At 63.5% G+C, this 26,056-nt stretch carries 22 protein-coding genes; 8 read left to right on the forward strand and 14 right to left on the reverse strand.

Features of this window, described 5'->3' with window-relative positions; genetic code table 11:
* Positions 1-124: 124 nt before the first annotated feature.
* Both AB4Y31_RS20680 and AB4Y31_RS20685 read right to left on the reverse strand, forming a co-directional pair.
* A complete protein-coding gene (locus AB4Y31_RS20680; protein ID WP_368675561.1) occupies positions 125-1,990 on the reverse strand; it encodes a ShlB/FhaC/HecB family hemolysin secretion/activation protein in 1,866 nt (621 codons plus the stop codon).
* Complete coding sequence (locus AB4Y31_RS20685; protein ID WP_368675562.1) at positions 1,975-4,113, reverse strand: filamentous hemagglutinin N-terminal domain-containing protein; 2,139 nt, start codon at positions 4,111-4,113, stop codon at positions 1,975-1,977. The genes AB4Y31_RS20680 and AB4Y31_RS20685 overlap by 16 nt, the downstream gene beginning before the upstream one ends.
* Before the next feature lie 596 nt (positions 4,114-4,709).
* Here AB4Y31_RS20685 and AB4Y31_RS20690 point away from each other — a divergent pair.
* Both AB4Y31_RS20690 and AB4Y31_RS20695 read left to right on the forward strand, forming a co-directional pair.
* On the forward strand, positions 4,710-5,654 hold the full coding sequence (locus AB4Y31_RS20690; RefSeq protein WP_368675563.1) for an MFS transporter: 945 nt from the start codon (positions 4,710-4,712) through the stop codon (positions 5,652-5,654).
* A gap of 49 nt (positions 5,655-5,703) precedes the next feature.
* Complete coding sequence (locus AB4Y31_RS20695; RefSeq protein ID WP_368675564.1) at positions 5,704-6,012, forward strand: hypothetical protein; 309 nt, start codon at positions 5,704-5,706, stop codon at positions 6,010-6,012.
* Positions 6,013-6,122: 110 nt separating this feature from the next.
* On the opposite strand, the gene AB4Y31_RS20700 is transcribed toward AB4Y31_RS20695, so the two are convergent.
* From AB4Y31_RS20700 to AB4Y31_RS20715, 4 genes are all read right to left on the reverse strand, one after another.
* Positions 6,123-6,596, reverse strand: a complete 474-nt coding sequence (locus tag AB4Y31_RS20700; protein ID WP_368675565.1) for a VOC family protein — start codon at positions 6,594-6,596, stop codon at positions 6,123-6,125.
* A 205-nt stretch (positions 6,597-6,801) separates the two neighbouring features.
* A complete protein-coding gene (pyk, locus tag AB4Y31_RS20705; protein ID WP_368675566.1) occupies positions 6,802-8,220 on the reverse strand; it encodes a pyruvate kinase in 1,419 nt (472 codons plus the stop codon).
* Between the two features lie 205 nt (positions 8,221-8,425).
* A complete protein-coding gene (locus AB4Y31_RS20710; protein WP_368675567.1) occupies positions 8,426-8,716 on the reverse strand; it encodes a helix-turn-helix domain-containing protein in 291 nt (96 codons plus the stop codon).
* 84 nt (positions 8,717-8,800) lie between these two features.
* Positions 8,801-10,228 (reverse strand): PLP-dependent aminotransferase family protein, encoded by a 1,428-nt coding sequence (locus tag AB4Y31_RS20715; RefSeq protein WP_368675927.1) that lies wholly within the window; start codon positions 10,226-10,228, stop codon positions 8,801-8,803.
* Between the two features lie 287 nt (positions 10,229-10,515).
* Here AB4Y31_RS20715 and AB4Y31_RS20720 point away from each other — a divergent pair, with 287 nt between their 5' ends.
* Positions 10,516-12,837 (forward strand): FdhF/YdeP family oxidoreductase, encoded by a 2,322-nt coding sequence (locus AB4Y31_RS20720; RefSeq protein ID WP_368675568.1) that lies wholly within the window; start codon positions 10,516-10,518, stop codon positions 12,835-12,837.
* Positions 12,838-12,875: 38 nt separating this feature from the next.
* Here AB4Y31_RS20720 and AB4Y31_RS20725 read toward each other — a convergent pair whose 3' ends face one another.
* Positions 12,876-14,285 carry a PLP-dependent aminotransferase family protein gene (locus AB4Y31_RS20725; protein ID WP_368675928.1) on the reverse strand — a complete coding sequence of 470 codons (1,410 nt, stop codon included), beginning with the start codon at positions 14,283-14,285 and terminating at the stop codon, positions 12,876-12,878.
* A gap of 195 nt (positions 14,286-14,480) precedes the next feature.
* On the opposite strand from AB4Y31_RS20725, the gene AB4Y31_RS20730 reads away from it, so the two are divergent.
* Positions 14,481-15,809 carry an aspartate aminotransferase family protein gene (locus tag AB4Y31_RS20730; RefSeq protein WP_368675569.1) on the forward strand — a complete coding sequence of 443 codons (1,329 nt, stop codon included), beginning with the start codon at positions 14,481-14,483 and terminating at the stop codon, positions 15,807-15,809.
* A 100-nt stretch (positions 15,810-15,909) separates the two neighbouring features.
* The gene (locus tag AB4Y31_RS20735; RefSeq protein WP_368675570.1) at positions 15,910-16,821 is read left to right on the forward strand and encodes a DMT family transporter; all 912 of its coding nucleotides are present in this window, start codon (positions 15,910-15,912) and stop codon (positions 16,819-16,821) included.
* 20 nt (positions 16,822-16,841) lie between these two features.
* Here the strand turns inward: AB4Y31_RS20735 and folE are convergent, their stop codons facing one another.
* Positions 16,842-17,492 (reverse strand): GTP cyclohydrolase I FolE, encoded by a 651-nt coding sequence (folE, locus tag AB4Y31_RS20740; protein WP_368675929.1) that lies wholly within the window; start codon positions 17,490-17,492, stop codon positions 16,842-16,844.
* Positions 17,493-17,738: 246 nt separating this feature from the next.
* Between folE and pcaD the strand changes: the two genes are divergently transcribed.
* On the forward strand, positions 17,739-18,551 hold the full coding sequence (gene pcaD / locus AB4Y31_RS20745) for a 3-oxoadipate enol-lactonase (RefSeq protein WP_368675571.1): 813 nt from the start codon (positions 17,739-17,741) through the stop codon (positions 18,549-18,551).
* Positions 18,552-18,571: 20 nt separating this feature from the next.
* Here the strand turns inward: pcaD and AB4Y31_RS20750 are convergent, their stop codons facing one another.
* From AB4Y31_RS20750 to AB4Y31_RS20770, 5 genes are all read right to left on the reverse strand, one after another.
* Positions 18,572-18,820 (reverse strand): hypothetical protein, encoded by a 249-nt coding sequence (locus tag AB4Y31_RS20750; RefSeq protein WP_368675572.1) that lies wholly within the window; start codon positions 18,818-18,820, stop codon positions 18,572-18,574.
* A 128-nt stretch (positions 18,821-18,948) separates the two neighbouring features.
* On the reverse strand, positions 18,949-20,274 hold the full coding sequence (locus AB4Y31_RS20755) for an MFS transporter (RefSeq protein ID WP_368675930.1): 1,326 nt from the start codon (positions 20,272-20,274) through the stop codon (positions 18,949-18,951).
* Between the two features lie 276 nt (positions 20,275-20,550).
* On the reverse strand, positions 20,551-21,393 hold the full coding sequence (locus tag AB4Y31_RS20760; protein WP_368675573.1) for an AraC family ligand binding domain-containing protein: 843 nt from the start codon (positions 21,391-21,393) through the stop codon (positions 20,551-20,553).
* Positions 21,390-22,340, reverse strand: a complete 951-nt coding sequence (epsC, locus tag AB4Y31_RS20765; RefSeq protein WP_368675574.1) for a serine O-acetyltransferase EpsC — start codon at positions 22,338-22,340, stop codon at positions 21,390-21,392. The genes AB4Y31_RS20760 and epsC overlap by 4 nt, the downstream gene beginning before the upstream one ends.
* Before the next feature lie 86 nt (positions 22,341-22,426).
* Entirely contained in the window at positions 22,427-22,660 is a 234-nt protein-coding gene (locus AB4Y31_RS20770) for a hypothetical protein (RefSeq protein WP_018444423.1), read from the reverse strand.
* 444 nt (positions 22,661-23,104) lie between these two features.
* Between AB4Y31_RS20770 and AB4Y31_RS20775 the strand changes: the two genes are divergently transcribed.
* Positions 23,105-23,566, forward strand: coding sequence for a hypothetical protein (locus AB4Y31_RS20775; RefSeq protein ID WP_368675575.1), 462 nt, complete (start codon positions 23,105-23,107; stop codon positions 23,564-23,566).
* Positions 23,567-23,603: 37 nt separating this feature from the next.
* Entirely contained in the window at positions 23,604-24,206 is a 603-nt protein-coding gene (locus AB4Y31_RS20780; RefSeq protein WP_018444421.1) for a short chain dehydrogenase, read from the forward strand.
* Between the two features lie 63 nt (positions 24,207-24,269).
* On the opposite strand, the gene AB4Y31_RS20785 is transcribed toward AB4Y31_RS20780, so the two are convergent.
* A complete protein-coding gene (locus AB4Y31_RS20785; RefSeq protein WP_026230373.1) occupies positions 24,270-25,850 on the reverse strand; it encodes an aldehyde dehydrogenase (NADP(+)) in 1,581 nt (526 codons plus the stop codon).
* Between the last annotated feature and the right edge of the window lie 206 nt (positions 25,851-26,056).

Consider the following 26,056-nt stretch of genomic DNA (forward strand, 5'->3'; position numbering starts at 1 on the left):
GCAAAACGGCAGTGGCACCTCGCTTGATGCTGGCTTTTAGATCATGCTTCATCGACTCGTCCTTTCCTTTCCCCTGAGAGGGATCAATTAATGGAAAAACGCAGGCCACCCGTATGCATGTGCCCTACGTCGCCCAGTTCAAAGTAAATAACAGCACGCGCGCCTTGGGCCCCATCGAGGCGGGCTGCAGCAGCGCCTGCCCGGCCATGACTTCTCCGGAAAGCAACTGCGAATGAACGCGCCATTGCGCGCGTGCCCCGATACCCGCTCCTGCAAGCGTCGGCCAACCTCCTCGCGAAACGAGGTGCGCCTTGCCCGCATCGAGAAACACATACGGCTCCCAATGACCGTCACGCCACGAAGGCGCATTGGTCCAGACGCACTCGTCGCGCAGATAAAAGCCGCTGTCGCCGCTGACGGCGCCTTGCGTAAAGCCGCGCACGGTATCCGTGCCGCCGAGAAAGATCTGCTCGTTGCCGAACAGCGCATCGTGGCTGTACTGCCCCGTCAACGTACCGCGGTACGTCCACGCGCTCGATCCCAGACGTCCGAGCGGCATCTGCAGCGTGGCGGTCCCATCGAGCCGCGTGAACTGCGCATGCGCATCGGTCTCGTCGATGCCGGGCGCATCGTGAGTCGCGGCGAGCCACGGCATGCCCTGCGCAATTCCGGCCTCGGCACTCAATGCCGCAGGTTCGTCATGCGACGTGAAATGCCACAAGCCCGAAACCGCGACGCGGAGAACGGTGAGGTTTTGCGGGGTCAGCTGGATGTCGTTCACCTCGCGCTGCGAGCTGAGCTTCGTCAGCGTGGCATCGAACGCGTATCGCGCCACGGAAGAGCGCGCAAAAACGTAGTCCCATCCCACAATCTGGCTGAACGTGCGGCCGAACAGCAGCGCCGAGTCGCCGATGGTCTGCTGGTACTCGGAAAGTGATGTGGTGTAGCTGAACGTCTGAAATCCGAACGGAACGGCCGCCGAGAAAACCACGGCGTTGCTATCGTTCGTTCCGATGTACGAAAGCGCGAGCGACTCTTGCAGCCCGATCACATTGTCAGCCTCCGCACCCGCGCGATAGCGCAGCCGGCCGGTCGCCGAATCGCCGTAGTTGTCGACGCCGAGGTTGTACGAAAAGCGATCGCCATAAGGATTGGTGAGCGCGATGATCGATTCGCCGCTCGCCTGCCCAGGCAGTATTTGAATCTGTGCTTGATTGCGCCGCAGCCGGTTGATCTGATCGACGCCCTGCTCGAGATCGGGCAGACGCAGCACATCGCCGACACCTTCCGGAAACGCCCATGCCGTGCCCGCGTCGGTGAGCAAACCGCCGCCTTTCGTCTCCGGCAAGCCGCTCTTCGGCAACGGCGGTGCGGGTCTCAGCGGCGAACCGTTGATCATCATCGCCTGGATGCGCCCCGGCACGACCGTGATGGCGAGCGTTCCCGATGCCAGGTTTTGCGGGGTGCTCAGATAAACGCGCGTCGTGATGTAGCCGTGGGCGATATAAGCCTCGGTCAATCTCCGCAGCAATAGATCGATGCGATTTCGACCGAGATGCTTGCCGACGAACGGCTGCGTGACCGCGTCGAGCTGCTTTTGCGACAGCACCGTCTCGCCCGAAAACGTGACATGCTCGATCAGGAATGTCGGCCCCGTCTCGGGCAAGGATTCAACGTCAGCGCCTGCCGGCAGATTTGGAATCGCGGGCAGCGCGCCCGGCGCCGCTTCGATTTGCGCGGGCGCCGCGTCGAGCTCGCGCTGGCGTTGGCGCGCGCGCTGATCGTCGAGCAGCCGCTGGCCTGGGTCCTGAATGATCGGTGGCGCGGGTGGCTGCGCCGCGGCCGCGAATGCCGGAGGAATCGCGGCCGCCGGTATCGCCTGCTGTGCGAGTGCGGGCTGCGATATGACGCTCGCCGCCGCCATCGTCAACGGCGTGAATGCCCGCTTTGCGCCGATCGGCAACCGCAATGCACTCAGAGGCCGAACCATGACACGAGCCCCAAGTGATTGTGACTGCCGATCGTCACAGGCTGATGATAAGGCGGTGCGACGGTGACAATGCCGTTCGTCGCGGTTACGCCCTTCGCGCCGGAGAACACCCCGCCGTTGATCACGCCCTGGCCGACGAGCACGACTTGGCCGGATGCCGCTTCAAAAAGCCCACCGTCATCGGCCGCGTAGATTGCGGCCCAGTGGTTGCCGAACCATGCCTTCAGGCCAATATCGCGGTTGTACGCGATATAGCCCATCACGCCCTGCGCCGTGACGGTCGGTGCGCTCACCGTCAGGTTGCCGTTTTGAGCGTAGACGTTGCCGCCAATGTTGATCGCTTGCGTTCCGGCGGTGATGGCGATGTCGCCGCTCGCCTCGATCTGTCCGCCGAACGATTGAATCGTGGTCCAAGCATTGTCGTGGCAAAAAATGAAGCAGTGCTGACTGAAAGACGCCTGCCCGGTAAAGACGGCCTGATTGACCATCTGCTGCTGCGCCGCAATCGTCACATTGCCCCCGTTGGAGAGGACATTACCGCCGAGGTTGTTGACGTTGCGCCCCGTCAGCGTGACGTTGCCTGAGTCGGCAAAGATGTACGACTGCTGCGTCGGTGCAGGCAGTGCGCCGTAGTCGATCGAAAAGCCGTCGTCGTTCGCGGTAAAGAACAGCCAGCGGTGGCCATGATTGGAATAGCTCGTCAACTGGCCACCATTCGCGCCAGGCGTATGGTCGATGATGTTGTCGATATCGCCTTGCGCACCGATCGCTACGTTCTCGTTCGATTCGATCCGCGCGTTGCGGTTGACGACGTTGCCGCTGGCGGTGATCGATACGTCGTCGCTACTGCCATACACGACGCCGAGCGTTCCGGGCTGAGTCGTATCCGACGAGTTGGTCACGTTGCCGGCCGCATTGAGTGTGACCGCGCCAAGCGATGCGCTGTTGTTCGATATGCGCGTGACGCCCTGGATCAAGCTGCTGTTGTTGGTGATGTCGCCGGTGCTGCGGATCAGCACGCCGCTCGACGTCGACGAGATGACGGACTCGGTCGCACCGGCGTTCGTCGACGTGAACCCGTTGCTCGATATCGACAGCGCGCCGCCGGCTTGCAAGCTGGCGCCGGTCAGCGACAAGGCGCCGCTCGTTTGAGCCGTGACACTATTCGCGGCGACCGTGCTGCTGCCTTGGAGCAACTGCACATCGCCGGCCGCGGTCAACGTGAAGTCGCCGGCATTGGCCGCGATTGCGCCGGCGGTGCGCACACCGGCGCCGAGATCGGTGGCGATGAGACGGATACTGCCGGCCGTGATGCTGCCGGCGGGCTCGACGTCGATCGCGATCGAGTTCGGGTTCGCGATCTGGCTGTTGGCCAGTGAAAGCCAATCGTTGCCGTTGTCGTCGGGCGAGATGCCGGTGTTGAGCGTGACTTGCGTCGTGCCCGCAACGGCCCGGACGTACGCCGTCGCGGATGAAAAGCGGTTCGTTACCGGACCGTTCAGTTGAACGTTCTTCGCGATCAGGTCGAGGCCGATGAGCGTCCCGGCCAAGCCGCCGGGGCCGACCGTGATCGTGCCGCCCTGCGTGTTCAGCACGACGTTGCGTTGAAATTGCCCCGAAGCGAGTTGAACGTCGGAGAAGCTAACCTGCCCCGTCGTCAGCGCAACGTGGCCTGTGTTGACGAATGAGCCGCCGTTAACCGTGATGCCGTTTGGATTGGCGAGCACGACGTTCGCGCGCGGGCCCAGGACTGCGATCTGGCCTTCGATGAGGCTCGGGTTCGTACCCGTGACCTGATTGACGATCGTGCGAGCGTTGATGCTCGTATTGTCGAGCGCAGCGCCGGGTTTTCCGACGTTGAAGCTCGTATAGGTATTGTTCGATACGCCGAAGACGGCAGGCGCGATCGAGACCGTCTGCCGGCCATTGCCGCTCGTAGTGACGGTTGTCGCCGTTGCGCCGTCGGGGACGATCCCGGCGGCATCCGCCGGACGAACGAAAACAGCCGCGGCGATCGAAACGAACGCCACGACATTTGCATATCGACCGGCCCGCAACGCCAACCCTCGTAGCGTGATGACCGTTGTTTCCGTGAGCCCCGCACGGCTTTTACGGTAATGCATTGTTGTTTGTCAGGTCCCCGCGCGTTTTGGCCGCTCTCATTGCAGCCTCTCTCCGCTCGCGCTGTTGCTCGTTTGTTATTGACTTCCGTTTCTTGACGAAACCATTCGCTGCCGGGCTGGCCGCCCCGACGGCAAACGGGGTGCATGCTAACAAAAAAGTCGGACGAAATCGATTAACTGAAGGTCTCTATCGACGTCAGCTTGACGCGCCTCTTCGCCTCCGCAGCTTCAATGGATGTCAAGTTGAAAGCAATCGAGGCCGAGCGAAAATAAGTTAGTGGCTTGCACCGACGGGCTTTTCATTTGGCCACCGATGCTGTAGGTGAAGCCACAATCTTTCACTAAAATTACATATAGCTTTCTATATTCGTTAGTCGCGGTCGGTATCAATATCCGACTGATGTTGCGAAATTCGCACTTTCTGCCCCGGATGACATTGGAGCCGCCCCCACCTACAAGCACCTTCCAACCAGCTTGCCGATCCAGGTGGTAGGCGCCACTGCTAGTGGGTTTTTATGCGATCCGCATATAAGAGCCGCATTCTGCGCGGATAGACGTGACGCCAAATACTGAGATACGCAAACTGCGGTTTGTCGATGACATTGGCCACCGATCTCGAACCGATGCGAACAACGAATGTGCCCCCGTTCACGAACGATCCGACGACGACGACAAACGCTCAGACACACTCGGTGGGTTTCCTCCTGCTAGTCGTGCTGGTAGCACTCAACTTCTTCAGGATCGGATGTCAGCTGGTCGTCACCGCATGGTCCGCGGTGCAAATCACAGGGCGGGCGGAGTCCGCAGGTCAGATCCTGCTGATCACGAGCGTGGCGAACCTCGCGCTTTCCCCTCTCATCGGCGCGCTTATCGATCGTTGCGTCAGCAAAAAGCCGTTGGTAATGGCGGGACATACGGGCATTTTGCTTTGCGGTATGGCCCCCTGTTTCATCGATTTTCTTTTGCCTGAACTGGCACCCTTCTCCGCTCTTGCCTTCGTCGCACTGCTCGCCAGTGTATCGAGCGTCGTCATCGGCGGCGGAATGGACTACTTCACAAAGCTCACCATTGCATCAGATGACCGGATCAAGAAACTTGCGACGATTAGCTCCGTATCTCAGCTCGCACTAATCGCAGGCACCGCGTTCGGTGGCTACATCGTTTCCTGTGTGTCATGGCGGAGTGCATTCCTTCCAATTACCGGATGTAGTTTCCTTCTCGTCGCCCTTTGCGCCTTTCGCCTGCCGCCGTTAACGCTGGCCGCTGTCAATCAACCGGACAGGAGGCGCGGGGTCTTCCTGGCTGGTCCCGCTCTGTATCTGAAACATCATCACTTGTTTTCGATCGCGTGCTGCTCCGCGCTGGCATTCGCAATTGGACAGGCCACGAATACACTCTTGCCCCCGCTAATGAGCCTTCATCTTGGGCTTACAGGCAGGAGCTATTCTCTTGTGGAGGCAGCGTGGTCGATCGGTGCACTCGCAGCGAGCGTTGGCTTGGCGAAGATCCCCGAAGGTCAGAGTCGGCGACCTCCGCAATGATCTCGTCCTCATTGTGATTGTCACCGGCCTCTTATCGATTGTTCCGCGCTTGCCGTGGCTGCCTGCGTTGCTTGCGGCGCACCTCCTGTTGGGTGCCGCCTTCTCGCTCGTCCGCATACGTAGCGAAACGCGCTTCTTAACGGAATGCCCCACGCACCTCCTAGGCCGTTTCCGCGCGAATAGCTTGTTTATCACCAGCTTCGTCGGCGTCGTCATTTTTATGACACCCACGGTCTGCGATCATTTCTCCATTCCAGCCCTCTACCAACTGCTGTCAGCGATGGTAGGCATGTCGGCAACCGCGCTGCTCGCTTTCGGCTGGCGTCAGCGAAATTCGTCAGTCCGCAGCGGCGGCTAGCAACGAGCTAGAAACCGCGCACGAAACGCACGCCGCCGATCGTAGCCGTTTGCACTTCGCAACGACGGCGACGCGCGTGTACAACAATGCCCAACCGAGCAATCCCCTCCTTAACCCGGGCAATTCATCTCCTTCATCGCCTTCTGCATTTCCTCAGCGCTGACATCACGCGTATGCGACGCGATATGCCACTGATGCCCGAACGGATCTTCGACGAGCCCCCAGCGATCGCCCCAGAACATGTCGGCGAGCGGCATCTTGACAGTCGCTCCTGCCGCCACGGCCTGTTCGAACGCTTTGTCGGCGTTCTCGACGTACAAGTAAAGACTGACCGGCGTACCCTTGAGCGCCTTGGGGCCCAGGCAGTCGTGCTCCGGTGCTTCGTCGGTCAGCATCACAGGGGAGTTGCCAATCCTGATCTGAGCATGCGCGATCTTGCCTTCGCGGCCCGGCATGCGGAACAGCTCCGTCGCCCCGAAAGCCTTCTGGTAGAACGCGATAGCCTCGGAAGCGTTCGCGCAGACGAGGTGCGGCGTGAGCGAATGCATGCCTTCGGGAATCGGCTTGACGGATGTCGCGGACATGATGATGGCTCCTGTTGGAACGTTATGAGGAAAAGAGCCGCACGGTCGAATCGATGCTTCGACTGGCTCCATACCCACGACGAACGATAGTGCGTCGAATCGACATCCGCCCACAAACTTTTAGTAATCGCCCTCCAACCGCCCTCATCAATGAGTTCAGCGCTTAAAACACATTCCCGCGCCCTGACATGCGCGGCAAACCGCCTCACGGCCCGACTTTGGCGATATGCAGGAGATTCGTCGTCCCGGATTCGCCGAATGGCAAGCCGGCCGCGATCACGATCGACTCGCCTGGTTTCGCGAATCCCGAGCTTCGCGCGGCTTCAGAGGCGAGCGCGATCATATCGTCGACATCCCGTGCGTTCCTGAACGCAATCGAATGCACGCCCCAAACGAGGGTGAGCCGACGTGCCACCGCCAACGAAGGCGTCATTGCAATAATCGCGGTCGCGACACGCTCTCTCGCCGCGCGCACGCTCGTGAAACCCGACGACGTATACGTCACCGTCACGGCCGGACCGATGAGCTGAACGACCTCCCGCAGCGCGCAGCATATGGCATCGGCCGCAGTCGACTGTGCGCGCGTGTGTGAGGCATCGATTCCGGACCTGTACTCCGGGTCTCGTTCCACGCGCTCGACGATCCGATTCATCATCGATACGGCCTCGAGCGGATATTTCCCGCTGGCCGATTCGGCCGACAGCATCACCGCATCCGCGCCTTCGTAGATCGCGCCCGCCACGTCCGAAGTCTCGGCCCGCGTGGGAACGGGAGAGTTCGTCATCGATTCCAGCATCTGCGTCGCAACGACAACCGCCTTTCCAGCCGCCCGGCAAGCACGCACGATCCGCCGCTGCAACTCCGGTATCTGCTCGGCCGGCAGCTCGACCCCGAGATCGCCGCGCGCCACCATGATGCCGTCGCAACGGTCGACGATTTCGTCGAGATGATCGATCGCCAGCGGCTTCTCGAGCTTGGCCATGATCCACGCGCGATCGCCGATGATCTCGCGCGCTTCGTCGATATCCTCGGCGCGCTGCACGAACGACAGCGCCACCCAGTCGATGCCGTTCTCGAGCCCGAACGCGAGGTCTTCTCGGTCCTTGTGCGTCAACGCCGAAATCGGCAGCATGACGGCCGGTACGTTGACTCCCTTGCGGTCGGATATTCGCCCGCCGACGACGACCAGGGTGTCGGCGAAATCGCGCCCCTTCCGCTCGACGCGCAAACGGATCTTGCCGTCGTCGAGCAATAAGTCAGACCCGGCTTCGATCGCTTCGAAAATCTCCGGATGCGGCAGCGGCGCTCGCGTGGCATCGCCGGACAACGAATTCAAATCAAGCCGAAAGCGTTCGCCGCTGCGCAGCTCGGCACTGCCGCCCTCGAACGTGCCGAGCCGCAGCTTCGGCCCCTGCAGGTCCAGCAAAACGCCAATCGGCCGGCCGCTCTCCTTCTCGAGCTTTCTGATTTCCGTCAAGCGCCGCAGATGGTCGTCATGCGTGCCATGACTGAAGTTGAGACGGAAGACATCCACGCCCGCCTCGAACAGTTGCCGAATCGTCTTCCCGTCGGAACTCGACGGCCCGAGCGTCGCGATGATTTTCGCGTTACGTTCACGCTTCATCCTGCATCTCTCCTCATGTCGCCTGCGCCTCGCATAGGACAGCGCCTACGCCGACGCAAAACTTTAGTCCTGCTCGGGAGATGCGATAAGCCCACTCGCAGTCAGCAATGAATGTACGAGATGTATCGAATCGGTGCGTGACCAGGCCGCTCGAAGCCGTCCACTGCTCGGGATACGGCCGATAGGTGAACCGCGGGAGCGCCGTTCACTCGGGGCGAAAAAGCTGAGTGGAAAACTCGATTCCGGCTGAACTCAGCGCCGCCGTCGTCCTCTCGTCGTCCTCGCTCGTCCTCAATTCCACGAGACCGGCGCCCTGCAACCGCGACAGCGTCCGGCGCAGTGTGCTCATGGGCAGGTCCGTCCGCTTGCCGAGCTTCGGCAGGGACCAAGGCTTGTCGGGCGATTCCTGCCACGCCGTCCAGAGATACAGGAGCACGGTCATGACGACGGGGTCGAGCTCGTCGTCGTGCGTCTTTACCTGTTCGTCGGGGGCCAAGTTGCGCTCCTCTGCTCGTCTGTGGGAAGTCGAATACCGTGCCGCGTGGGCGTCTCCCGCCGTCAGATCGACATCGGCCGCCCGCTATCGCGCACCATGGGCGACGAGCTTGCCGACCGTCACGAGCGCGTTCTCGAGCTCGGGAGACCATTGATAACTATAGTTGAGCCGAATGAAATTGCTGTAGCGGTTCGACGTCGAGAACATATAGCCGGGCCCGATCGTGATGCCGCGCTCCAGCGCCGATTGGTAGAGCTTCATTGAATCGACCTTGTTGGGCAGCTCGACCCACAACACGTAGCCGCCCATCGGCTCCGATGTACGCGTTCCCCCCGGAAAGAAGCGATCGACGATCGTCTTCGTCAGCTTTGCCTGCTGCCGGTACAGCTTGCGCACCCGGCGAAGATGGTGCTCGTAGCCGTCCTTTTCGAGGTACTCGGCAATCGCGAGCTGTGGAATCGACGGTGTCGTCAGCGTGTTGAGAAACTTGAGCTTCTCCACCTGATCGCGATATCGGCCAGGCATTGCCCAGCCGATGCGGTAGGCGGCGGTCAGGCTCTTCGAAAACGACGCGCAATGAAGCACGATGCCCTTCTTATCGTACGATTTCAGCGCGCTCGGATGCGCCTCGCCGAAATAGAGCTCGTTGTAGACGTCGTTTTCGATGATGGGCACGTCGTGACGCGACAGCAGCGCGACCAGCGCGCGCTTTTTCTCGTCGGGCATCTGGAATCCGAGCGGGTTCTGAAAATTCGGCATGACCATGCACGCCGCGATCGTTCGTTTCTTCAGGATTTCTTCGAGCGAGCCGAGATCGATCCCCTCGCGCGGATGCGTCGCGACTTCGATCGCGCGCATGCCCATGCGCTCGATTGCGTGCAGCATCGCGTAAAAGGTCGGCGACTCGACAGCCACTGTGTCGCCGGGCTTGCCGACGGCCTGCAGGCAGAGGTTGATCGCTTCTGTCGCTCCGACGGTCACCACGATTTCACGTGGATCGACCGCAATGCCGTTCTCGTGGTAACGGCGGGCGATTTGTCGAATGAGATTGGGGTTGCCTGGCGGCAATTCGTCGGTCACGCCCCATATCGCCTTGTCGCGTCCGATCGAGTACGCATAGCGGTTGATCTTCTCGAACGGAAAGAGCCGCGGGTCCGGATAGGGCGAGCCGAGCGGTATCGCCTCATCGGTGCCGATCGAGCGAAGTGTCGAAAGCACGAGGCGGCTGACGTCGACCTTCGACGAAACGGCGAGCGGCTTCGAGGGGCGCAACCCCGCCACGTCGCGCTCAGCCGCGTCGGCGGCACCGCGGCGAACGAAGTACCCCGACTGCGGTCGGCTCTCGATCACCCCTTTGCTCTCGAGCAGCAGATACGCACGGATGACCGTCGTGATGCTCACCTGCCGATGCTGGCTCGTCTGCCTGACCGACGGAATGCGGTCTCCGGCGCGAAAAACGCCGCGTTGGACGAGATCGTCGATGTCCTTCGCGAGCTGTTCGTAGAGTTTCACCATAGGTGTTCCGCGTCCTTCCCCGGGGTAACGCGCCAACGGCGCAACTGACTGCCTGCACAAAATCCATGCGCGCCGCGCCCTGACCTTGCTTCGGTGCACCGTCATAGAGCACAGTTCCAGAGCAGATCCGCATCCCGCAGAACTGTACTCTTTTTCCGCACGCCGATGTGTGTGCTCCGATGAGGCCGCGATGCCTTTACGCTTCAACCATCGCATCTGGCAATACTGCAACGGGCCGCATGAGGCGCCGTTCGGCATCGCGACAAGTCATCGGAACCGACGTCATGGACAAATCGAAACCGCAAGGGCGCATCGAGCCCTATCATCACCCCGCGGCAGGCTGGGGGGCGCTCAAGTACGTCGCGATCAATCTGATCAAGGAGAAGGTCGCGGGCGGCAACTACCGGACGCTCTTCAAGCAAAACCAGCCCGATGGCTTCGATTGTCCAGGCTGCGCGTGGCCCGATCGTAAGCACTCCTCAACGTTCGAATTCTGCGAAAACGGAGTTAAGGCTGTCGCGGCCGAGTCGACGACGAAACGGGTGACGCCGGCGTTCTTCGAAGCGCATACGATCGAAGCGCTAATGAAGCAAACGGACTATGAGCTCGAGCAGCATGGACGGTTGACCGACCCCGTGGTCTACGATGCACTGACCGATAAATACAAGCCAATTTCGTGGAACGGCGCTTTCGCGCTGATCGCCGAGGAGCTGAAGAAGCTCTCCTCGCCACACCAAGCGGCCTTCTATACCTCCGGGCGTGCGAGCAACGAAGCCGCATTCCTCTATCAGCTCTTCGTGCGGATGTTCGGCACCAATAACTTCCCCGATTGCTCGAACATGTGCCACGAGGCGACGAGCCGAGGCCTGCCGGTGACGGTCGGCATCGGCAAGGGCACGGTCACGCTCGACGACTTCGAGCTCGCCGATACGATTCTCATCTTCGGCCAGAACCCGGCCACCAATCACCCGCGCATGCTCGGTGAGCTGCGCGAATGCTCGCGGCGCGGCGCGACCATCGTCTCGATCAACCCGCTCCGCGAGCGCGGGCTCGAACGGTTCGCGAGCCCTCAGCATCCGATCGAAATGCTGACGCTTTCGAGCACGAAGATCGCATCGACGTTCATTCGCCCCAAGGTCGGCGGCGATTTCGCGCTGCTCAAGGGCGTCGCGAAACGGGTGCTCGAGCTCGATGACGAAGCGCGCGAGCGCGGCGTGGAGCGCGTGCTCGACGTCGACTTCATAGAGGCCCATACGCACGGCTTCGACGCATTCGCCGCTGATCTGCGCGCCGAAAGCTGGCCCACGCTCGAAGCGGAATCAGGCGTGGCGCGCGAGGACATTGAGGCGCTCGCGGGTATTTATGCCAACGGCCGCCGCGTCATCGCGACGTGGGGTATGGGCTTGACGCAGCACAAGAACTCGGTGGCGACCGTGCAGATGCTGTCGAACCTCATGATGATGCGCGGCAACATCGGGCGCGCAGGCGCGGGGCTCTGCCCCGTGCGCGGACATTCGAACGTACAGGGCAATCGAACGGTCGGCATCGAGGAGAAGCCGACGCAGGAATTTCTCGACCGCCTCGGCAAGGTGTTCGACTTCGAGCCGCCACGCGAGCACGGCTACGATGTCGTCGAGACGATCGAAGCCATGATCGAAGGGCATGTTAAGGCGTTCATCGGTCTCGGCGGCAACTTCGCCATCGCGACGCCCGACACGCCGAGGACATTCGATGCACTGCGTTCTTGCGACCTGACGGTCCATATCGCGACCAAGCTCAATCGCAGTCATCTTGTGCACGGCAGGCATGCGCTGATTCTGCCGACGCTCGGCCGAACCGAAATCGACGAGCAAGGCGGCGTTGCGCAAGGCGTCACGGTGGAGGATTCGATGAGCATGGTCCATATCTCATACGGAATGAACGCTCCGGCTTCGAAGAATCTCCTGTCCGAGGTCGCCATCGTGGCGAACATCGCGCATGCGACGATCGGCAGCGATAAAGTGGACTGGCTCGGCATGGCGAACGACTACTCGCGCGTCCGCGATGCGATCGAGCAAACAATCGAGGGCTTCGAAGACTACAATGCGCGCATCGCACACCCCGGCGGCTTCCATCTGCGCGTGGCATCGCGCGAGCGCGACTGGAAGACGGGCACGGGCAAGGCGAACTTCGTCGTCAACGCGATCGAGCACGATACGCCGATCGCGCGTGCGAAGAAGCTCCACGGGGAGCGCGTCATGGTGCTCATGACCACACGGTCACACGATCAGTACAACACCACGATTTATGCGCTGGACGACCGCTATCGCGGCGTGTTCGGCCAACGCCGAGTGGTCTTCATCAATCGCGCCGATCTCGACATGCTCGGCCTGAAGGCCGGCGAATGGGTCGACTTGACTACGGTGTGGGACGACGGCATCGACCGTCGCGCCGATTCCTTCCTGCTCGTCGAGTACGACATTCCGCGCGGGTGCATCGGCGCCTACTACCCCGAGACCAATCCGCTCGTGCCACTCTCGAGCGTGGGTGACGTGTGCAATACGCCGACTTCCAAGTCGATACCCGTGCTGCTCCATCGCTCCGCGCCGCCGGCCCTCGCTGCTTGACCGCGACGGCGGGTGCGGCCGGTCTCAGATGCTGACGATCAGGTACCGACGACGCGCCGCAAGAACCGCCAGAGCCGCCCGTCGTTCGAATAAGGAACGTTGAAGCGAAACCAGGCGCTCGCGGCATCATCCGGGCGGAAGTAGGAGCCAGGTGCGAGCCAGATGCCGTCGCCGAGCGCTTCGGTCGCCACTTCGGCGGCACGCTCGTCCTCGATCGGCAAGCGAGCCCAAAGGAAGAGTCCCGCGCGCGGTCGATGAAAGATTTCCAGCCCCAACTCGTCCATGCTCGCCTCGACGGCCGCATGCGCCTCTTTGAGCCGCTCGTCGACGCGCTCGACATGTCGCGCGTAATGCCCCTCGACGAGAACCTTGTCGACGATGCGCTCGATCGTCTCGGACGACGTCAACCCGACCGCCATCTTGATCCGCGCAAGCTCACGCAGCACGTCGCGTTGACCGACGACGTAGCCGCAGCGCAGCGCGGGCGTGACCGTCTTGGAAAACCCGCCGATGTAGAGCGCGCGCTGCAATCCTTCCATCGCCGCGATGACCGGCGTGTTCGACGGCGCCAGCTCGCGGCTCACGTCGTCCTCGACGATCCACATGCCGGCCCGCTCGGCGATCTGAACGAGGCGGAATGCCGATGCCATGCTGAACGTCGCGCCGGTCGGGTTTTGCAGCGCGGTGTTCACGAAGACGGCCTTCGGACGATGCGTCGCGACGAGCGCATCGAGCGCGTCGATGTCGAGCCCGGTTGGCGTGCGCGGCACGCCGACCACCTTCAAGCCGGCCAGCTTCAGAATCTGCAGAAGATTGCAGTAGCCCGGGTCTTCGACGATGACCACATCGCCCGGCCTCAGCAACGTTCGCACAATGAGATCGAGTGCCTGCGTCGCACCTTGCGTCAGCAGGACGTTATCGAGCGCGGCAGGCAGCCCGAGGCGATCGAGTTGCTCCACGATTCGCTCGCGCAACGGCGCGAAACCGTAGGGATGCCCATAGTCGGCCAGACGCGCCGCCGGCACGCGCGCCAGGGCGCGCAACGCCTGATGCAGGCCGCCTTCGTTGACCCACTCGTTGGGCAATGTGCCGCATCCGGCCTTGATCGGCACCGAATGGTCGGCATAGACGTCCGAGAGCAGCCAAGTCGCCGTCAAGCTCGGCGGCTGCCAGGCGGGCATCTCGCTGCGCGTCGCCTCGCCGCGTGCGGCGACGCGGTAGCCCGAGCCCGGCCGCGACGCGACGAGCCCCATCGAGACGAGCCGCCCGTACGCCTCGGTCACCGTGAAGGTGCTGAGCCCCTGCTCGCGCGCCAGCTGCCGCACCGAAGGGAGTGCGGCGCCGGCCCTCAGCGTCTGCGCGTCGATCGCCTGCGCGAACGCACGCACCAGTTGCTCGACGAGCGTCGGCGCGCGCGCCCGGTCGCGCTCGAGGTTCAGATCGATCAAGGCGGGCACGCTGTCATCTCCACTTCCCAATACGGTTAACGCCAATTTACCAGCACAGTTGGCAGGGCGGTGGAATAACTGTGCATGTCCATCGGCTGACGGGGGGCGCTAGAGTGATTCGTCGCCAAGCCGCGAGCGCGCTTAGCATCGTTTGATCGCAGCGCCGATCGAAACCCCTACAACAGGAGAAAAGCCGTGACCGCCCACCCTGCGTCCGACGATCTTGCAAGTTTCTGGATGCCGTTCACCGCCAACCGCCAGTTCAAGGCCGCGCCGCGGCTGCTCGTCTCGGCACGCGGCATGTACTACCGCGCGAGCGACGGGCGGGAAGTGCTCGATGGCTGCGCGGGTCTTTGGTGCGTGAACGCAGGCCACTGCCGCGACGAGATCGTTGCCGCAGTCCAACAGACGGCCGCCTCGCTCGACTATGCCCCGCCGTTCCAGATGGGCCATCCGCTCGCGTTCGAAGCGGCGGCAAAAGTGGCGAAGGTCATGCCGGCCGGACTCGATCGCGTCTTCTTCACGAATTCGGGCTCGGAGGCCGTCGATACGGCGCTCAAGATCGCGCTCGCTTATCACCGGGCACGTGGCGAAGGGCAACGGACGCGGCTCATCGGCCGCGAGCGCGGCTACCACGGGGTGGGATTCGGCGGCATTTCAGTCGGCGGCATTTCGCCGAACCGCAAGGCCTTCTCAGGCTCGCTGCTCGGCAACGTCGACCACCTGCCGCATACGCACAACCTTGAACAGAACGCGTTCTCGAAGGGGCAGCCGGCGTGGGGCGCTCACCTCGCCGACGAGCTCGAGCGTCTCGTGATGCTGCACGATCCTTCGACGATCGCGGCCGTCATCGTCGAGCCCGTGGCCGGCTCGACGGGCGTGCTGATCCCGCCGCAGGGGTATCTGCAGCGGCTGCGCGAAATCTGCACGAAGCACGGCATTCTGCTGATCTTCGACGAAGTCATCACGGGCTTCGGCCGGCTCGGCCGCGCGACGGCGAGTGAATTCCTCGGCGTAACGCCCGATCTCATCGCGCTCGCCAAGGCGATCAACAACGCGGCCGTGCCGATGGGCGCGGTGGCCGCGAGCCGCAAGGTTCACGATGCCATCGTGGAAAGCGGTCCGCCCGGCGCGATCGAGCTCTTTCACGGCTACACGTATTCGGCTCACCCGGTCGCAAGCGCAGCCGCCATCGCCACGCAGGACGTCTATCGCAAGGAAGACCTCTTTGCGCGTGCCGGTCGCCTCGCGCCCGCTTTCGAACGCGCGGCGCACGCGCTTGCCGATGCGCCTTACGTGAAGGACGTACGCAACCTGGGGCTCGTCGCGGGCATCGAGCTCGAATCGCGGGCCGACGCGCCTGGCGCGCGCGCCTACGAAGTGTTCGTCAAGTGCTTCGAGGCAGGCGTGCTCGTCCGCTACACGGGCGACATCGTGGCGTTCTCGCCGCCGCTCATCATCGAGGAAGAACAGATCGAGAAGATCTTCGGGACGGTCAGGAAGGTGCTCGCTACCGTGCAGTGAGCGATACGCGCACGCGGCCGACTGCAATTTCGTTCAAGATCCCCCGTTCGACGCAGGCTAACTTCGCGCTCATCTTTCGACGAGACGAAGAGGTCTGCAAATGGGTTCACGCCTGACTGGCTATTTGTTTTGCGCGCTCGCGATGATCGGCGTCGGCAGCACGGTCGTCGCGAGCAAGCTCATTGCACATGGGCTGCCGCCGTTCTCCGCCACGGCACTGCGCTTTGCCATTGCATTTCCTATCTTGATGGCGACGATGCGCCTCACGGGCGAGCGCTGGCCGCGCCTGCGCCGGCGCGAGGCATGGCTACTGGTCGCGCAATCCGGTTGCGGAAGCGTCGGCTACACCGTCTTGTTGCTGAGCGGGATGCGCCTCGCCTCGGCCACCGATGCCGGCGTTATTGCCGGCAGCCTGCCGGCCGTCGCGGCGCTCGTCGCCGTGCTTGCGTTGCGCGAGCGGCCCGGCGCGATGACGATCGCGGCCGTCGCGCTGGCCACGGTCGGTGTCGTCGTCTGCACCCTGAGGGCGGATGCCGCCGCGGCTGGCGCACGCCCGGACTCACTCGCGGCGTCTTCGCTGCTCGGCGATCTGCTCGTGCTCGCCGCCGTATTCTGCGAAGGCTTCTTCATCCTGCTCAACAAGCGTTTGCAGACGCCCGTCTCGCCGCTACAGATGTCCACGCTGATGTCGGGCATCGGCCTCGCCTTGTCGCTCGTGCCGGCGCTCTTCGAGCATCCCTGGAACCCGGCCGGCATCGATCGATCGGCATTGGCGGGCGTCGTCTACTACGCGCTCGTACCGACGGTCGGCGGCTTCCTCCTTTGGTTCGCCGGCGCGGCGCGCATTGCCGGCGCGCAGGCGAGCGCGTTCACGGCGTTCGTCCCCGTATCGGCAGCCGCGTTCGCGGCGCTGGTCCTGCACGAGTCCGTCGGCCCTGCACAGTGGTCGGCAATGGGATGCGTGCTTGCGGCCGTGGCGCTGATCGCCCTCGACGGAGCCCGGCGCGAATGACGCCTTCGAAGTCGAATGCCTCAAACGTTGGGCATCCCCGATACGCTGGAGGTACCAACAATCGACAGAAACTCGCGGCGAGTGGAAGGGTCGGTCCTGAACGAACCGAGCATCCTTGACGTGACCATCGCGACGCCAGGCTTGTGGACGCCGCGCGTCGTGATGCACTGGTGCGCCGCTTCGAGAATGACGCCTACCCCTCTCGGCTGCAGAATCTCATTGAGCGTATCGGCGATCTGGACGGTCATTTTTTCCTGGATCTGCAGCCGCTTCGCGAATGCGTCGACGAGCCGCGCCAGCTTCGAGATGCCGACCACGCGATGCTTCGGCAGATAGGCGACGTGCGCGCGTCCGATAATCGGCACCATGTGGTGCTCGCAGTAGCTCTCGAAGCGGATGTCCTTCAGCACGACCATTTCGTCATAGCCGTCGACTTCCGCGAACTGGCGGACGAGGATCTCGCGGGGATCGACGTTGTAACCCGCGAAAAACTCCTCGTAGGCACGTGTGACGCGCGCGGGCGTATCGCGCAGGCCTTCCCGGTCGGGGTCGTCGCCGGCCCAGCGTAGCAACACGCGCACGGCGTCCTCCGCCTGCTCGCGCGTCGGCCGCGCTAACCAGCGCGTCGACGGATCCACGTCCACTGCGGCGCTCGCCCTGGTCTTGGCCATCGGCTCGCTCTTCTTCTTCGATCGGGGTCCGCTGCTCATCGCTGACTGTCCTCCTATGATGTAGCGTATGGGGCTTGATGTTGGCGCAATCGAGTCGACCTCGATGCACTAGCGAACCGTCGTCGTATTCAGCATCGGCCGCTCCAGCCATTGTTTCACGTTTCGTAGGGCCCTGCGCACGTCCGCGGCGCGCGTGAGCGCCCTCTTGCACAATAAATGCTTCGGTCTGGAAAAAGGAGTGCCTTTATGCCTTACGTCAATGTCAACGACATCAGCCTCTACTATCGGATCGACGGCGCCCAGCGGGCCGATGCGCCGTGGCTCGTCTTATCGAATGCGCTCGGCACCGATGTCGCGTTATGGTCCCCGCAGATCGATACGCTGTTGCGGACTTTTCGCGTTTTGCGTTATGACACGCGTGGCCTCGGGCGCTCGAGCGCGCCGGCCGGCCCTTATACGATCGAGCAACTGAGCGCTGATGTGCTCGCTCTCCTCGATGCGCTCGGAATCGAACGCGTGCATTTCTGCGGAATTTCTCTCGGAGGCGCGACAGGGATGGCGCTGGCCGCGCGACACGGAGAGCGCATCGATCGCTTGATCTCCGTCAGCGCACCGCCGCGCAATCCAACTTCGGCCGAAATATGGGCGGAGCGCATGAAGCAGGCACGCGGCGGCGGCATGCCCGCACTCGCGGATGCGGTAATTGCCCGATGGTTCAGCGCCGCTTTCGTTGCGCGCGAGCCGCTCGTCTGTGCCGCCATCCGCGACATGATCCGGCATACCGATCCCGAGGGGTACGCGGGAAACTGCGCGGCTGTCGCATCGACCGACCTGACCGCTGAGCTCGTCCGCATCGAAGCGCCTACGCTGATCTTGACGGGAACGCACGATGCGGCGATCGCTCCGGAAGCCGGCCGTGCGCTTGCAGCCTCGATCGCCGGCGCGCGTCATGTCGAGCTCGACGCGCTTCACCTGCCGAACGTCGAGCAGGCCGACGCGTTCACCCGCGCTGTCCTCAACTTTCTGAACGAGCCGCGCCCGGCCGCGAGCGGCGGCTAGAAGCACGCTGCCGGCAGCGCTTACTCTTCGGCGTCGTGCTCGGCGACGAAGCGAAGCAGGTAGGCGCGCAGCGCGGCCTCGAGCGCGCGATGATCGGCGGCGTTCTTCGCGCCCGCATCCGCCTCCTCGCCGAAGAACGCGGGCGGCGCGTCATAGACGCCCACCTCGGCGCCTTCTCGCAGCAGACGCACTTCGTGCGTCGATTCAACGTATTCGGCCACCCAATGGATGCCTTCGATATGAGCGCCGGTCCGAACGGTCGATTTCATAGAATTCTCCTTCGGCTTCGGGCTTCGCGGCGGGGTAGCCGCCTGCGCGCCTACAAGGAAGCGTACGCCTCTCGGGCGGCGAGCGCACGTCGCGTGACGATTCTTCGGCTCGCCGTGGCCGGCGCGCGTCAGTGGCTGATGGCTTCGAGCATGCGCCCCTTCGTCGACGGCCCCAACAGAATCATGCAAATGCCGACCAACATCGATGCCGCGATGAAGACGGCCACGCCGGGCACGCCATAGCTATGCAGAAGAATGCCGATCGCAAGCCCCGCGAAAGCGGCGGCGATGCGGCTCCACGAGTAGACGAAGCCCACGGCGCGAGCGCGCACTCGCGTCGGATAGAGCTCGGCCTGATAGCCGTGATAGGCGTACGACATGACGTTCGAAGCAAGCGTGAAGAGAACCCCGAGCACGATCAGCACGGCCGGGTCCGACGCGCGAGCGAAGAGCGCGATGACGATGCCCATGACGAGGAGGCCACCGCAGATTTGCGTCTTGCGTTCGAGCTTGTCCGCGAAGAACGTGCCCAGCAGCGGCCCGAACGGATTGGCGATCGCGATGATGAACGCGTATTCGAGGCTGGCCGTCACGTGAACGCCGCGATGGATGAGCAGGGTCGGCACCCAGGCGGCGAAGCCATAAAAGCCGATGACCTGGGCCATATTGAAGATCGAGAGGATGATCGTGCGCTTCAGATAGAGCGGTCCGAAGATTTCACGGAACGAGCCGCGTCCCTCCATTTCCGCCGCGGCGCGCTCGGGCGCGGGCAACGTGATGCCCTTTTCAGCGGCCACGCGGCGCTCGAGATCGGCCACGATCCGCTCCGCTTCGTCGGCACGGCCGTGACGCGCAAGCCAGCGCGGGCTTTCCGGAATGTTGCGGCGGATGATCCAGACCAGGATCGCGCCGAGCGTGCCGATCAGGATCACCACGCGCCAGTATTCGAGGCCGAATGGCTTCGTGTCTTTGAGGATATAGGCGAGAAAGGCGACGACGGGTACGGCCGAAAACGTGATCAACTGATTGACGGCATACGCGCGCCCGCGCTCTCGGCTCGGGATCAGTTCAGAGATGTACGAGTCGATCGTCACGAGTTCGACGCCGATGCCGATGCCGGCCGCGAAGCGCCAGAGGTTGATCGTGAGCCCTGAGTCCTGGAAGGCCATGATCGCCGTGCAGACGACATACCAGACGAGCGACCAGGTAAAGATAAAGCGGCGGCCGAAGCGATCAGCGACGAAGCCGAACACAAGCGCACCGATCCACAAGCCCGCGAAGGTGGAGAAGACGAACGTGCCGAAGCCGGCTACGGCGAGCGGCGCCAGCGCGGCGAAAAAGCCGAGCGATTCAGGCTTGAACAGCCCCGATTGAACCATGCCCGGCGCGACATAGCCGGTAAAGAAGAGATCGTAGAACTCGAAGACGCCACCGAGGGAGATCAGGATGACCATGGTCCAGATGGTCCGGGACGGGGGCAGCCGATCAAAGCGCGCCGCGATTTCAGCCGATTTCTGAGTGGACATCTTTGCCTCTATGTCTTCTTGCATTTTCGTCTTCTCGCGTTTTGTTTTCGAAAGCCTTTTGATTTTCAAGGCAGTCAGGGAAAACCCCGCCCGAATGTCGCACGTCGGCAAGGGCTTAACAATGCGTGTGACTACGGACGCATGCTCCTAAGCGCTGCGGCGGCTCGAGCGCGAACCGCCCGACCCGAAGCATTGGTCGGCGCCTCAACGCACCGCGGCGGCATAGCCGGCTGGCGTTACGCCGAAGAAGCGCACGAACGCGCGCGTCATATGGCTCTGATCGGCAAAGCCCGCGCCGAGCGCCGCGTCGGCCAGCGCAGCGCCCGCTGAGATGAGCCGGCGAGCGAGCGCCACCCGCCGCTGAATCAAATACGCGTGCGGCGGCAAGCCCGTTTCGCGCGTGAATTCGCGCAGCAGCTGAAAGCGGCTCAGCCCCGCCTCGACCGCGAGATCGGCAAGCGTCAGGGCGCCCGCGGGATCGTCGTCGATGCGCATGCGCGCGCGTGCGACGGCGATATTCGTCCGGCCGCGCGGCAACGGCGCGGATTGCCGCAGTCGAACCGTGGTTTGGCGCGCCACGACGTCGGCGAGAAAGGCAAAGAGCGCTTCTTCGCGTGCAATGGCATCCAACGCAACCGGACCGTGCACCGCTGCGACGAAGGCTCGATCGAAGAGGCCCGCGAACCTCGCATCGCGCAGCACCGGGCGCTCGATTTCGAGCGACGCGGGCGAGGGCGCGCCGAGGTCGCGCGCGATGTCGTGCACCAGCAGCGGCTCGACGTAGAGCATGCGCCAACTGCGTCCACGCGCGTCGAACGGTGCGCCGTCATGCACTTCGCCGGGATTGACGGTGATGGCGTCGCCGGCGCGCGCCTCCACGGGCCCGCATCCGCTCGCCGAGCGCTGCGCTCCGCGGACAACGACGCCGACGCCGAAGCGGTCATGAGAATGGCGAGCGAACGACCGGGCGGTGTCGGCATACGTTGCCTCCACGCCTGCCAACGCGCAGCGGTACATCACGACGCGGCCGTTGCGCCTGATGTTCATTTGCGCGCGCGCCTCGCCGGCTCGTGCTCGCGCTCGTCGGCACGCGCCCCTTCGCGCACGTTGCCTTGTGAAACGTGGGTCCCCGGCGCGACGCTATGCGTCAGCCAGACGTTCCCGCCGATGACGGCACCCCGCCCGATCGTCACGCGGCCGAGGATCGTCGCCCCCGCATAGATGACTACGTCGTCCTCGACGATCGGGTGCCTAGGCTGCCCCTTCACGAGCGTACCGTCGCCGTCGGCGGGAAAGCTCTTGGCGCCGAGCGTCACGGCCTGATAGAGCCGCACGCGCTCGCCGATGACGGCGGTCTCGCCGATCACGACGCCCGTACCATGATCGATGAAGAAGCTCGGACCGATCCGCGCACCCGGATGAATGTCGATACCGGTCGCGGAATGGGCGATCTCGTTGATGAATCGCGCCAATAGCGGGACGCCGAGCTGATGCAACGCATGCGCGATGCGATGGTGCACGACGGCGAGCACGCCCGGATAGCAGAGCAAAATCTCGGTGATGTGCTGCGCGGCCGGATCGCCGGCAAATGCAGCTTGAATATCGCTGACGAGCAGCGCACGGATGGACGGCAGCTGAGTGCCGAACGTACGCGTGATTTGGAACGCCAGCGCGCCAAGGTCCGCGTCGGCCGTCTCCGCATGCTCGGGCAAAAAGCGCAGCGCGCGGCGAACCTGCTCGCTGAGCAGCCTCAACGTACTGTCGAGCGTATGGCCGACGTAATAGTCGACAGTCTCGTCAGTCAGATCGGGGGCGCCGTAATGCGTCGGAAACATCGAGGCGCGCAGTCCGTCGACGATATGAACGATCGCATCGCGCGAAGGCAGCTCCCGAATGCCGCGCGGGTGGCGCGTGCGATGCCGTTCTTCGCGGGAGGCGCGCAGCTCGGCGACGATCGTCTCGAGTCCCCAGTGGCGGGCAAGCGGATTGGACATGGCTCGACGAAAACCGCATGGCGCGGCCTGAAAGTGAAAACGTCGAAAAGATTACCGCGTTTTATCGGCACGCGCCCGACCCGGGTCTACACGGTCACGCTGCTCGCATCGATCAAGCGCACCGCCCAATCGCGCGCATGTGCGATGGCGGATGCCTCGTCGGAAAAACGCAGATCGGATGGAAAGAAACGATTGGCCACGAGTTCGCCATCGCTCGTGCGCGAAATGACGACGTACGGTTGATAAGTGCCGTCCACGGCCCGCGCGGGCGCGCAGTTCAGCAAGTATCCCCGATGAGTGAATGCGGCGTCGGAATGCATATTGTCGCCTGCCTCCAAATCCCCTCTCGCTAACCTTTCTTAGTCGCCAACTGGCGGCGAAATCGGGCAGGCCGCGGCTCGTTCTTGATCGTGGGCGCCCGGTCGCCGGAAAGGAATCATACTCCCGAGAAACCACGGGTTCCACGAAGAAATAAAATCGGGCCGGTCCGGACTCTCGGTACGCCGTCCGAGCCGCGGCTGGAGTGACGTTCCAAAATGAGAATCGGGGAGAACCCTCGCGCTGTCTCGAGAAGCGGGCAGCACAGGCCTTGTCTGACGAGCCGGCGACGTCGTCCACGGGATGAAATACGCCGTGCACGATGCATGCTTGAAGTTGCGAGTGGCTGCGCTACGATGAGGGGAAAGACGACGCGCGTTTGAAACGCGTCGAACCTTCGTCCCGCCACACGACAGTGGGCGCACGCGACCGCGAGCGAGTAGACCATGAATGCAAGCCGCCTGATTTCCGGCGCGCCGAGACGGCGCGCCCGGCTCGCGCCCGGATCCGGTCCTGGCTCTCTCGAGCCGGCCGCCGCCGCGCGTTTTCGTGTCGCGGTCATTTGCCTTCTCGCGAGCTATGCGCTCGCATGGGTCGAAATTCCGCTGGAGTTCGCGTTTCAGCCTGGGCAAACCAGCGCGGCCGGCGCGTCCGCGCTCCTCGCGGCCATCGTCGCCCGAGTGCTGCTCGGCGCGCTGTACGTCTTCGTCGCGTTGCATCGCGCCTGGGCTCGCTGGATCGCCGTCTCGCTCGGCTTTCTTGCGGCGTTTTTCGTGACGCCGATGCTACCCGGCGAGTGGCACGTATTTCCGCTTGCGGCGATCGTCACCGGCCTTGGCGTGATCGGCAAACTGGCGGCCGCCATATTGCTGATGCTGCCGCTGCGAAGGTTGCGGGTCGCGCAATGACTTCCCGCCTCTTCCAATCATCTGCAGGAGCAGAACAATGAAAATTGTCGTCATAGGCGCAAGCGGCACGCTCGGCCGCGCCGTATGTGCCGAGTTGAAGACGCGGCACGAAGTGATCGAAGTCGGGGCATCGCACGGCGACCATCATGTCGATGCGACGAACCTGCCGAGCGTCGAACGCCTCTTTCACGAAATCGGCCGCGTCGACGCAGTCGTGACGACGATCGGCAAACTGCACTTCGGACCGTTTCGCGACATGACGGCTGATCAGTTCTGGATCGGCTTGCGCGACAAGCTCATGGGACAAGTCAACGTCGTGCTCGCCGCGCAACATCAACTCAACGACGGTGGCTCGTTCACGCTGACGAGCGGCATCCTCGCCGAGGAACCCATCCGCGACGGCGTCAACGCAACGACGGTCAATCTCGCGCTCGAAGGCTTCGTGCGCGGAGCGGCGATCGAATTGCCGCGCGGCATTCGGATCAACCTCGTGAGTCCGACGGTGCTCGAGGAATCGATGGGTGCCTACGGCGCATATTTTCGCGGGTTCGAGCCCGTGACCGCTCAACGCGCGGCGCTTGCATTCTGCCGCAGCGTCGAAGGAGCGCAGACCGGACGCGTCTATCGCGTCGGCGGATGACGAGCCGATCCCATGCGGCACGCGGGACCGTCCCGCCTGCCGCACGGAAGCGCGCTCCGCGCTTCAGCGGCGTTCGAACGCGCCGTCGCGCAGCCGCCAGAGCCCGAGCGGGTTGTCGTCTCTCAACGCCTCGGGCAGCAGGGCTGCCGGCAAGTCCTGGTAGCAGACAGGCCGCAGAAAGCGTTCGATCGCCAATGTGCCGACGGACGTCGCGCGCGGATCGGACGTCGCCGGGAACGGGCCGCCATGCACCATCGCATGAGACACCTCGACCCCCGTCGGATAACCGTTGGCGAGAATCCGCCCGGCCTTGCGTTCGAGCGTAGGCAGCAGCTTGCTCGCCAGCTCGAAATCGTCCGATTCGACATGCAGCGTCGCGGTCAACTGACCTTCGAGATGCTCGGCCAGATCGATCATCTCGTCGATGTTGGAACACGTGACGATCAATGACGTCGGGCCGAAGATTTCGTCCTCGAGCGGCGGCTCCGAAAGGAACGTCTGTTTCGAGGCGCCGAAGAGCACGGGCAGCGCCGCATGCGCGGCTTCGCTCGCCGCCCCTTCGGCAATCTGCTTGACGCCGTTCACGCCCGTGCGCCGTTTGACGCCGTCGCGATAGGCCGAAGCGATGCCGGCAGTCAGCATGGTTTGTGCGCCTTTTTTCTCGAGCGCCCTCGCCGCTGCATCGACGAACGACTGCAGGTGCGGCCCCTGGAGCACGACGATCAGCCCGGGGTTCGTGCAAAACTGGCCGACGCCGAGCGTCAGCGATTCGACGAATCCGTTCGCGATCGTCTCGCCGCGCGTCGCGAGCGCGCCCGGTAGCACGAAGCTGGGATTGACGCTGCTCATTTCCGCGAAAACCGGAATCGGCTCCCGGCGCCGCGCCGCGATAGTCGAGAGCGCAAGACCGCCCGCGCGCGATCCCGTAAAACCGACCGCCTTGATCGCAGGATGCGCGACGAGCGCTTCGCCGATCGCGTTGCCGGCGCCGACCACGAGCGAAAAGACACCGGACGGCAAGCCGGATTCGGACACGGCCTGTTGAACAGCCCGGCCAACGAGCTCGGACGTGCCCAGATGCGCCGGATGCGCCTTCACGACGACCGGACAGCCCGCCGCGAGCGCCGACGCGGTGTCCCCGCCGGCGACCGAAAACGCGAGCGGGAAGTTGCTTGCGCCGAATACGGCGGCGGGACCGACGGGAATCTTTCGCATGCGCAAGTCGGGGCGCGGCAGCGGCTTGCGCTCGGGCAGCGCCGAATCGAGCGTCGCGCCGAGCCAGCGGCCATCGCGAACGAGCGCGGCAAAGAGCTTGAGCTGTCCGACCGTGCGGGCGCGCTCGCCCTCGAGTCGCGCCTTCGGCAGCGCCGTTTCGACGTGCGCTCGCTCGATGAGCGTATCGCCGAGCGCCATGATCCGTTCGCCAATCGACTCCAGCAAACGCGCGCGCTGCTCGAGCGGCGCGTGCCGGAACGAATCGAACGCCTCGCGCGCCAGCCCGCAGGCGCGGTCGACATCGTTCGCATCGCCCGCACCGAATTCCGGATCGATTTCGACATTCCGCACGGGGTCGAACGCGCGCAACGTTCCAGCCTTGCCACGCACCGCTTCGGCACCGATCAACATCTCTCCTGTGATCTGCATCATCAATCTCCTTGGTAGATATCTAAATCCCGAAAAAGCTCACCATTGGGGCGAGCGATGCATCGACGGTGAACAAAGCAAACGGCCGTCCGTTCACCGATGACTGACCGCAAAGGCTCGCCGGGCGGGTCTCACGCGCTGAGACTGAGCCGAATTCCGATCGCTCGCGGCAAGCAGACGCCCGCCATCTTACTCATCCTCGAAGC

This window comes from Trinickia sp. EG282A (assembly GCF_040965455.1).
GTDB lineage: Bacteria > Pseudomonadota > Gammaproteobacteria > Burkholderiales > Burkholderiaceae > Trinickia > Trinickia symbiotica.

Bases quoted from the DNA above. Each gene is read 5' to 3' on its own strand.
- AB4Y31_RS20680 (WP_368675561.1), bottom strand. From the start codon at position 1,990: ATGGTTCGGCCTCTGAGTGCATTGCGGTTGCCGATCGGCGCAAAGCGG.
- AB4Y31_RS20685 (WP_368675562.1), bottom strand. From the start codon at position 4,113: ATGCATTACCGTAAAAGCCGTGCGGGGCTCACGGAAACAACGGTCATC.
- AB4Y31_RS20690 (WP_368675563.1), top strand. From the start codon at position 4,710: ATGACATTGGCCACCGATCTCGAACCGATGCGAACAACGAATGTGCCC.
- AB4Y31_RS20700 (WP_368675565.1), bottom strand. From the start codon at position 6,596: ATGTCCGCGACATCCGTCAAGCCGATTCCCGAAGGCATGCATTCGCTC.
- pyk (WP_368675566.1), bottom strand. From the start codon at position 8,220: ATGAAGCGTGAACGTAACGCGAAAATCATCGCGACGCTCGGGCCGTCG.
- AB4Y31_RS20720 (WP_368675568.1), top strand. From the start codon at position 10,516: ATGGACAAATCGAAACCGCAAGGGCGCATCGAGCCCTATCATCACCCC.
- AB4Y31_RS20735 (WP_368675570.1), top strand. From the start codon at position 15,910: ATGGGTTCACGCCTGACTGGCTATTTGTTTTGCGCGCTCGCGATGATC.
- folE (WP_368675929.1), bottom strand. From the start codon at position 17,492: ATGGCCAAGACCAGGGCGAGCGCCGCAGTGGACGTGGATCCGTCGACG.
- pcaD (WP_368675571.1), top strand. From the start codon at position 17,739: ATGCCTTACGTCAATGTCAACGACATCAGCCTCTACTATCGGATCGAC.
- AB4Y31_RS20750 (WP_368675572.1), bottom strand. From the start codon at position 18,820: ATGAAATCGACCGTTCGGACCGGCGCTCATATCGAAGGCATCCATTGG.
- AB4Y31_RS20755 (WP_368675930.1), bottom strand. From the start codon at position 20,274: ATGGTCATCCTGATCTCCCTCGGTGGCGTCTTCGAGTTCTACGATCTC.
- AB4Y31_RS20760 (WP_368675573.1), bottom strand. From the start codon at position 21,393: ATGAACATCAGGCGCAACGGCCGCGTCGTGATGTACCGCTGCGCGTTG.
- epsC (WP_368675574.1), bottom strand. From the start codon at position 22,340: ATGTCCAATCCGCTTGCCCGCCACTGGGGACTCGAGACGATCGTCGCC.
- AB4Y31_RS20770 (WP_018444423.1), bottom strand. From the start codon at position 22,660: ATGCATTCCGACGCCGCATTCACTCATCGGGGATACTTGCTGAACTGC.
- AB4Y31_RS20775 (WP_368675575.1), top strand. From the start codon at position 23,105: ATGAATGCAAGCCGCCTGATTTCCGGCGCGCCGAGACGGCGCGCCCGG.
- AB4Y31_RS20780 (WP_018444421.1), top strand. From the start codon at position 23,604: ATGAAAATTGTCGTCATAGGCGCAAGCGGCACGCTCGGCCGCGCCGTA.
- AB4Y31_RS20785 (WP_026230373.1), bottom strand. From the start codon at position 25,850: ATGCAGATCACAGGAGAGATGTTGATCGGTGCCGAAGCGGTGCGTGGC.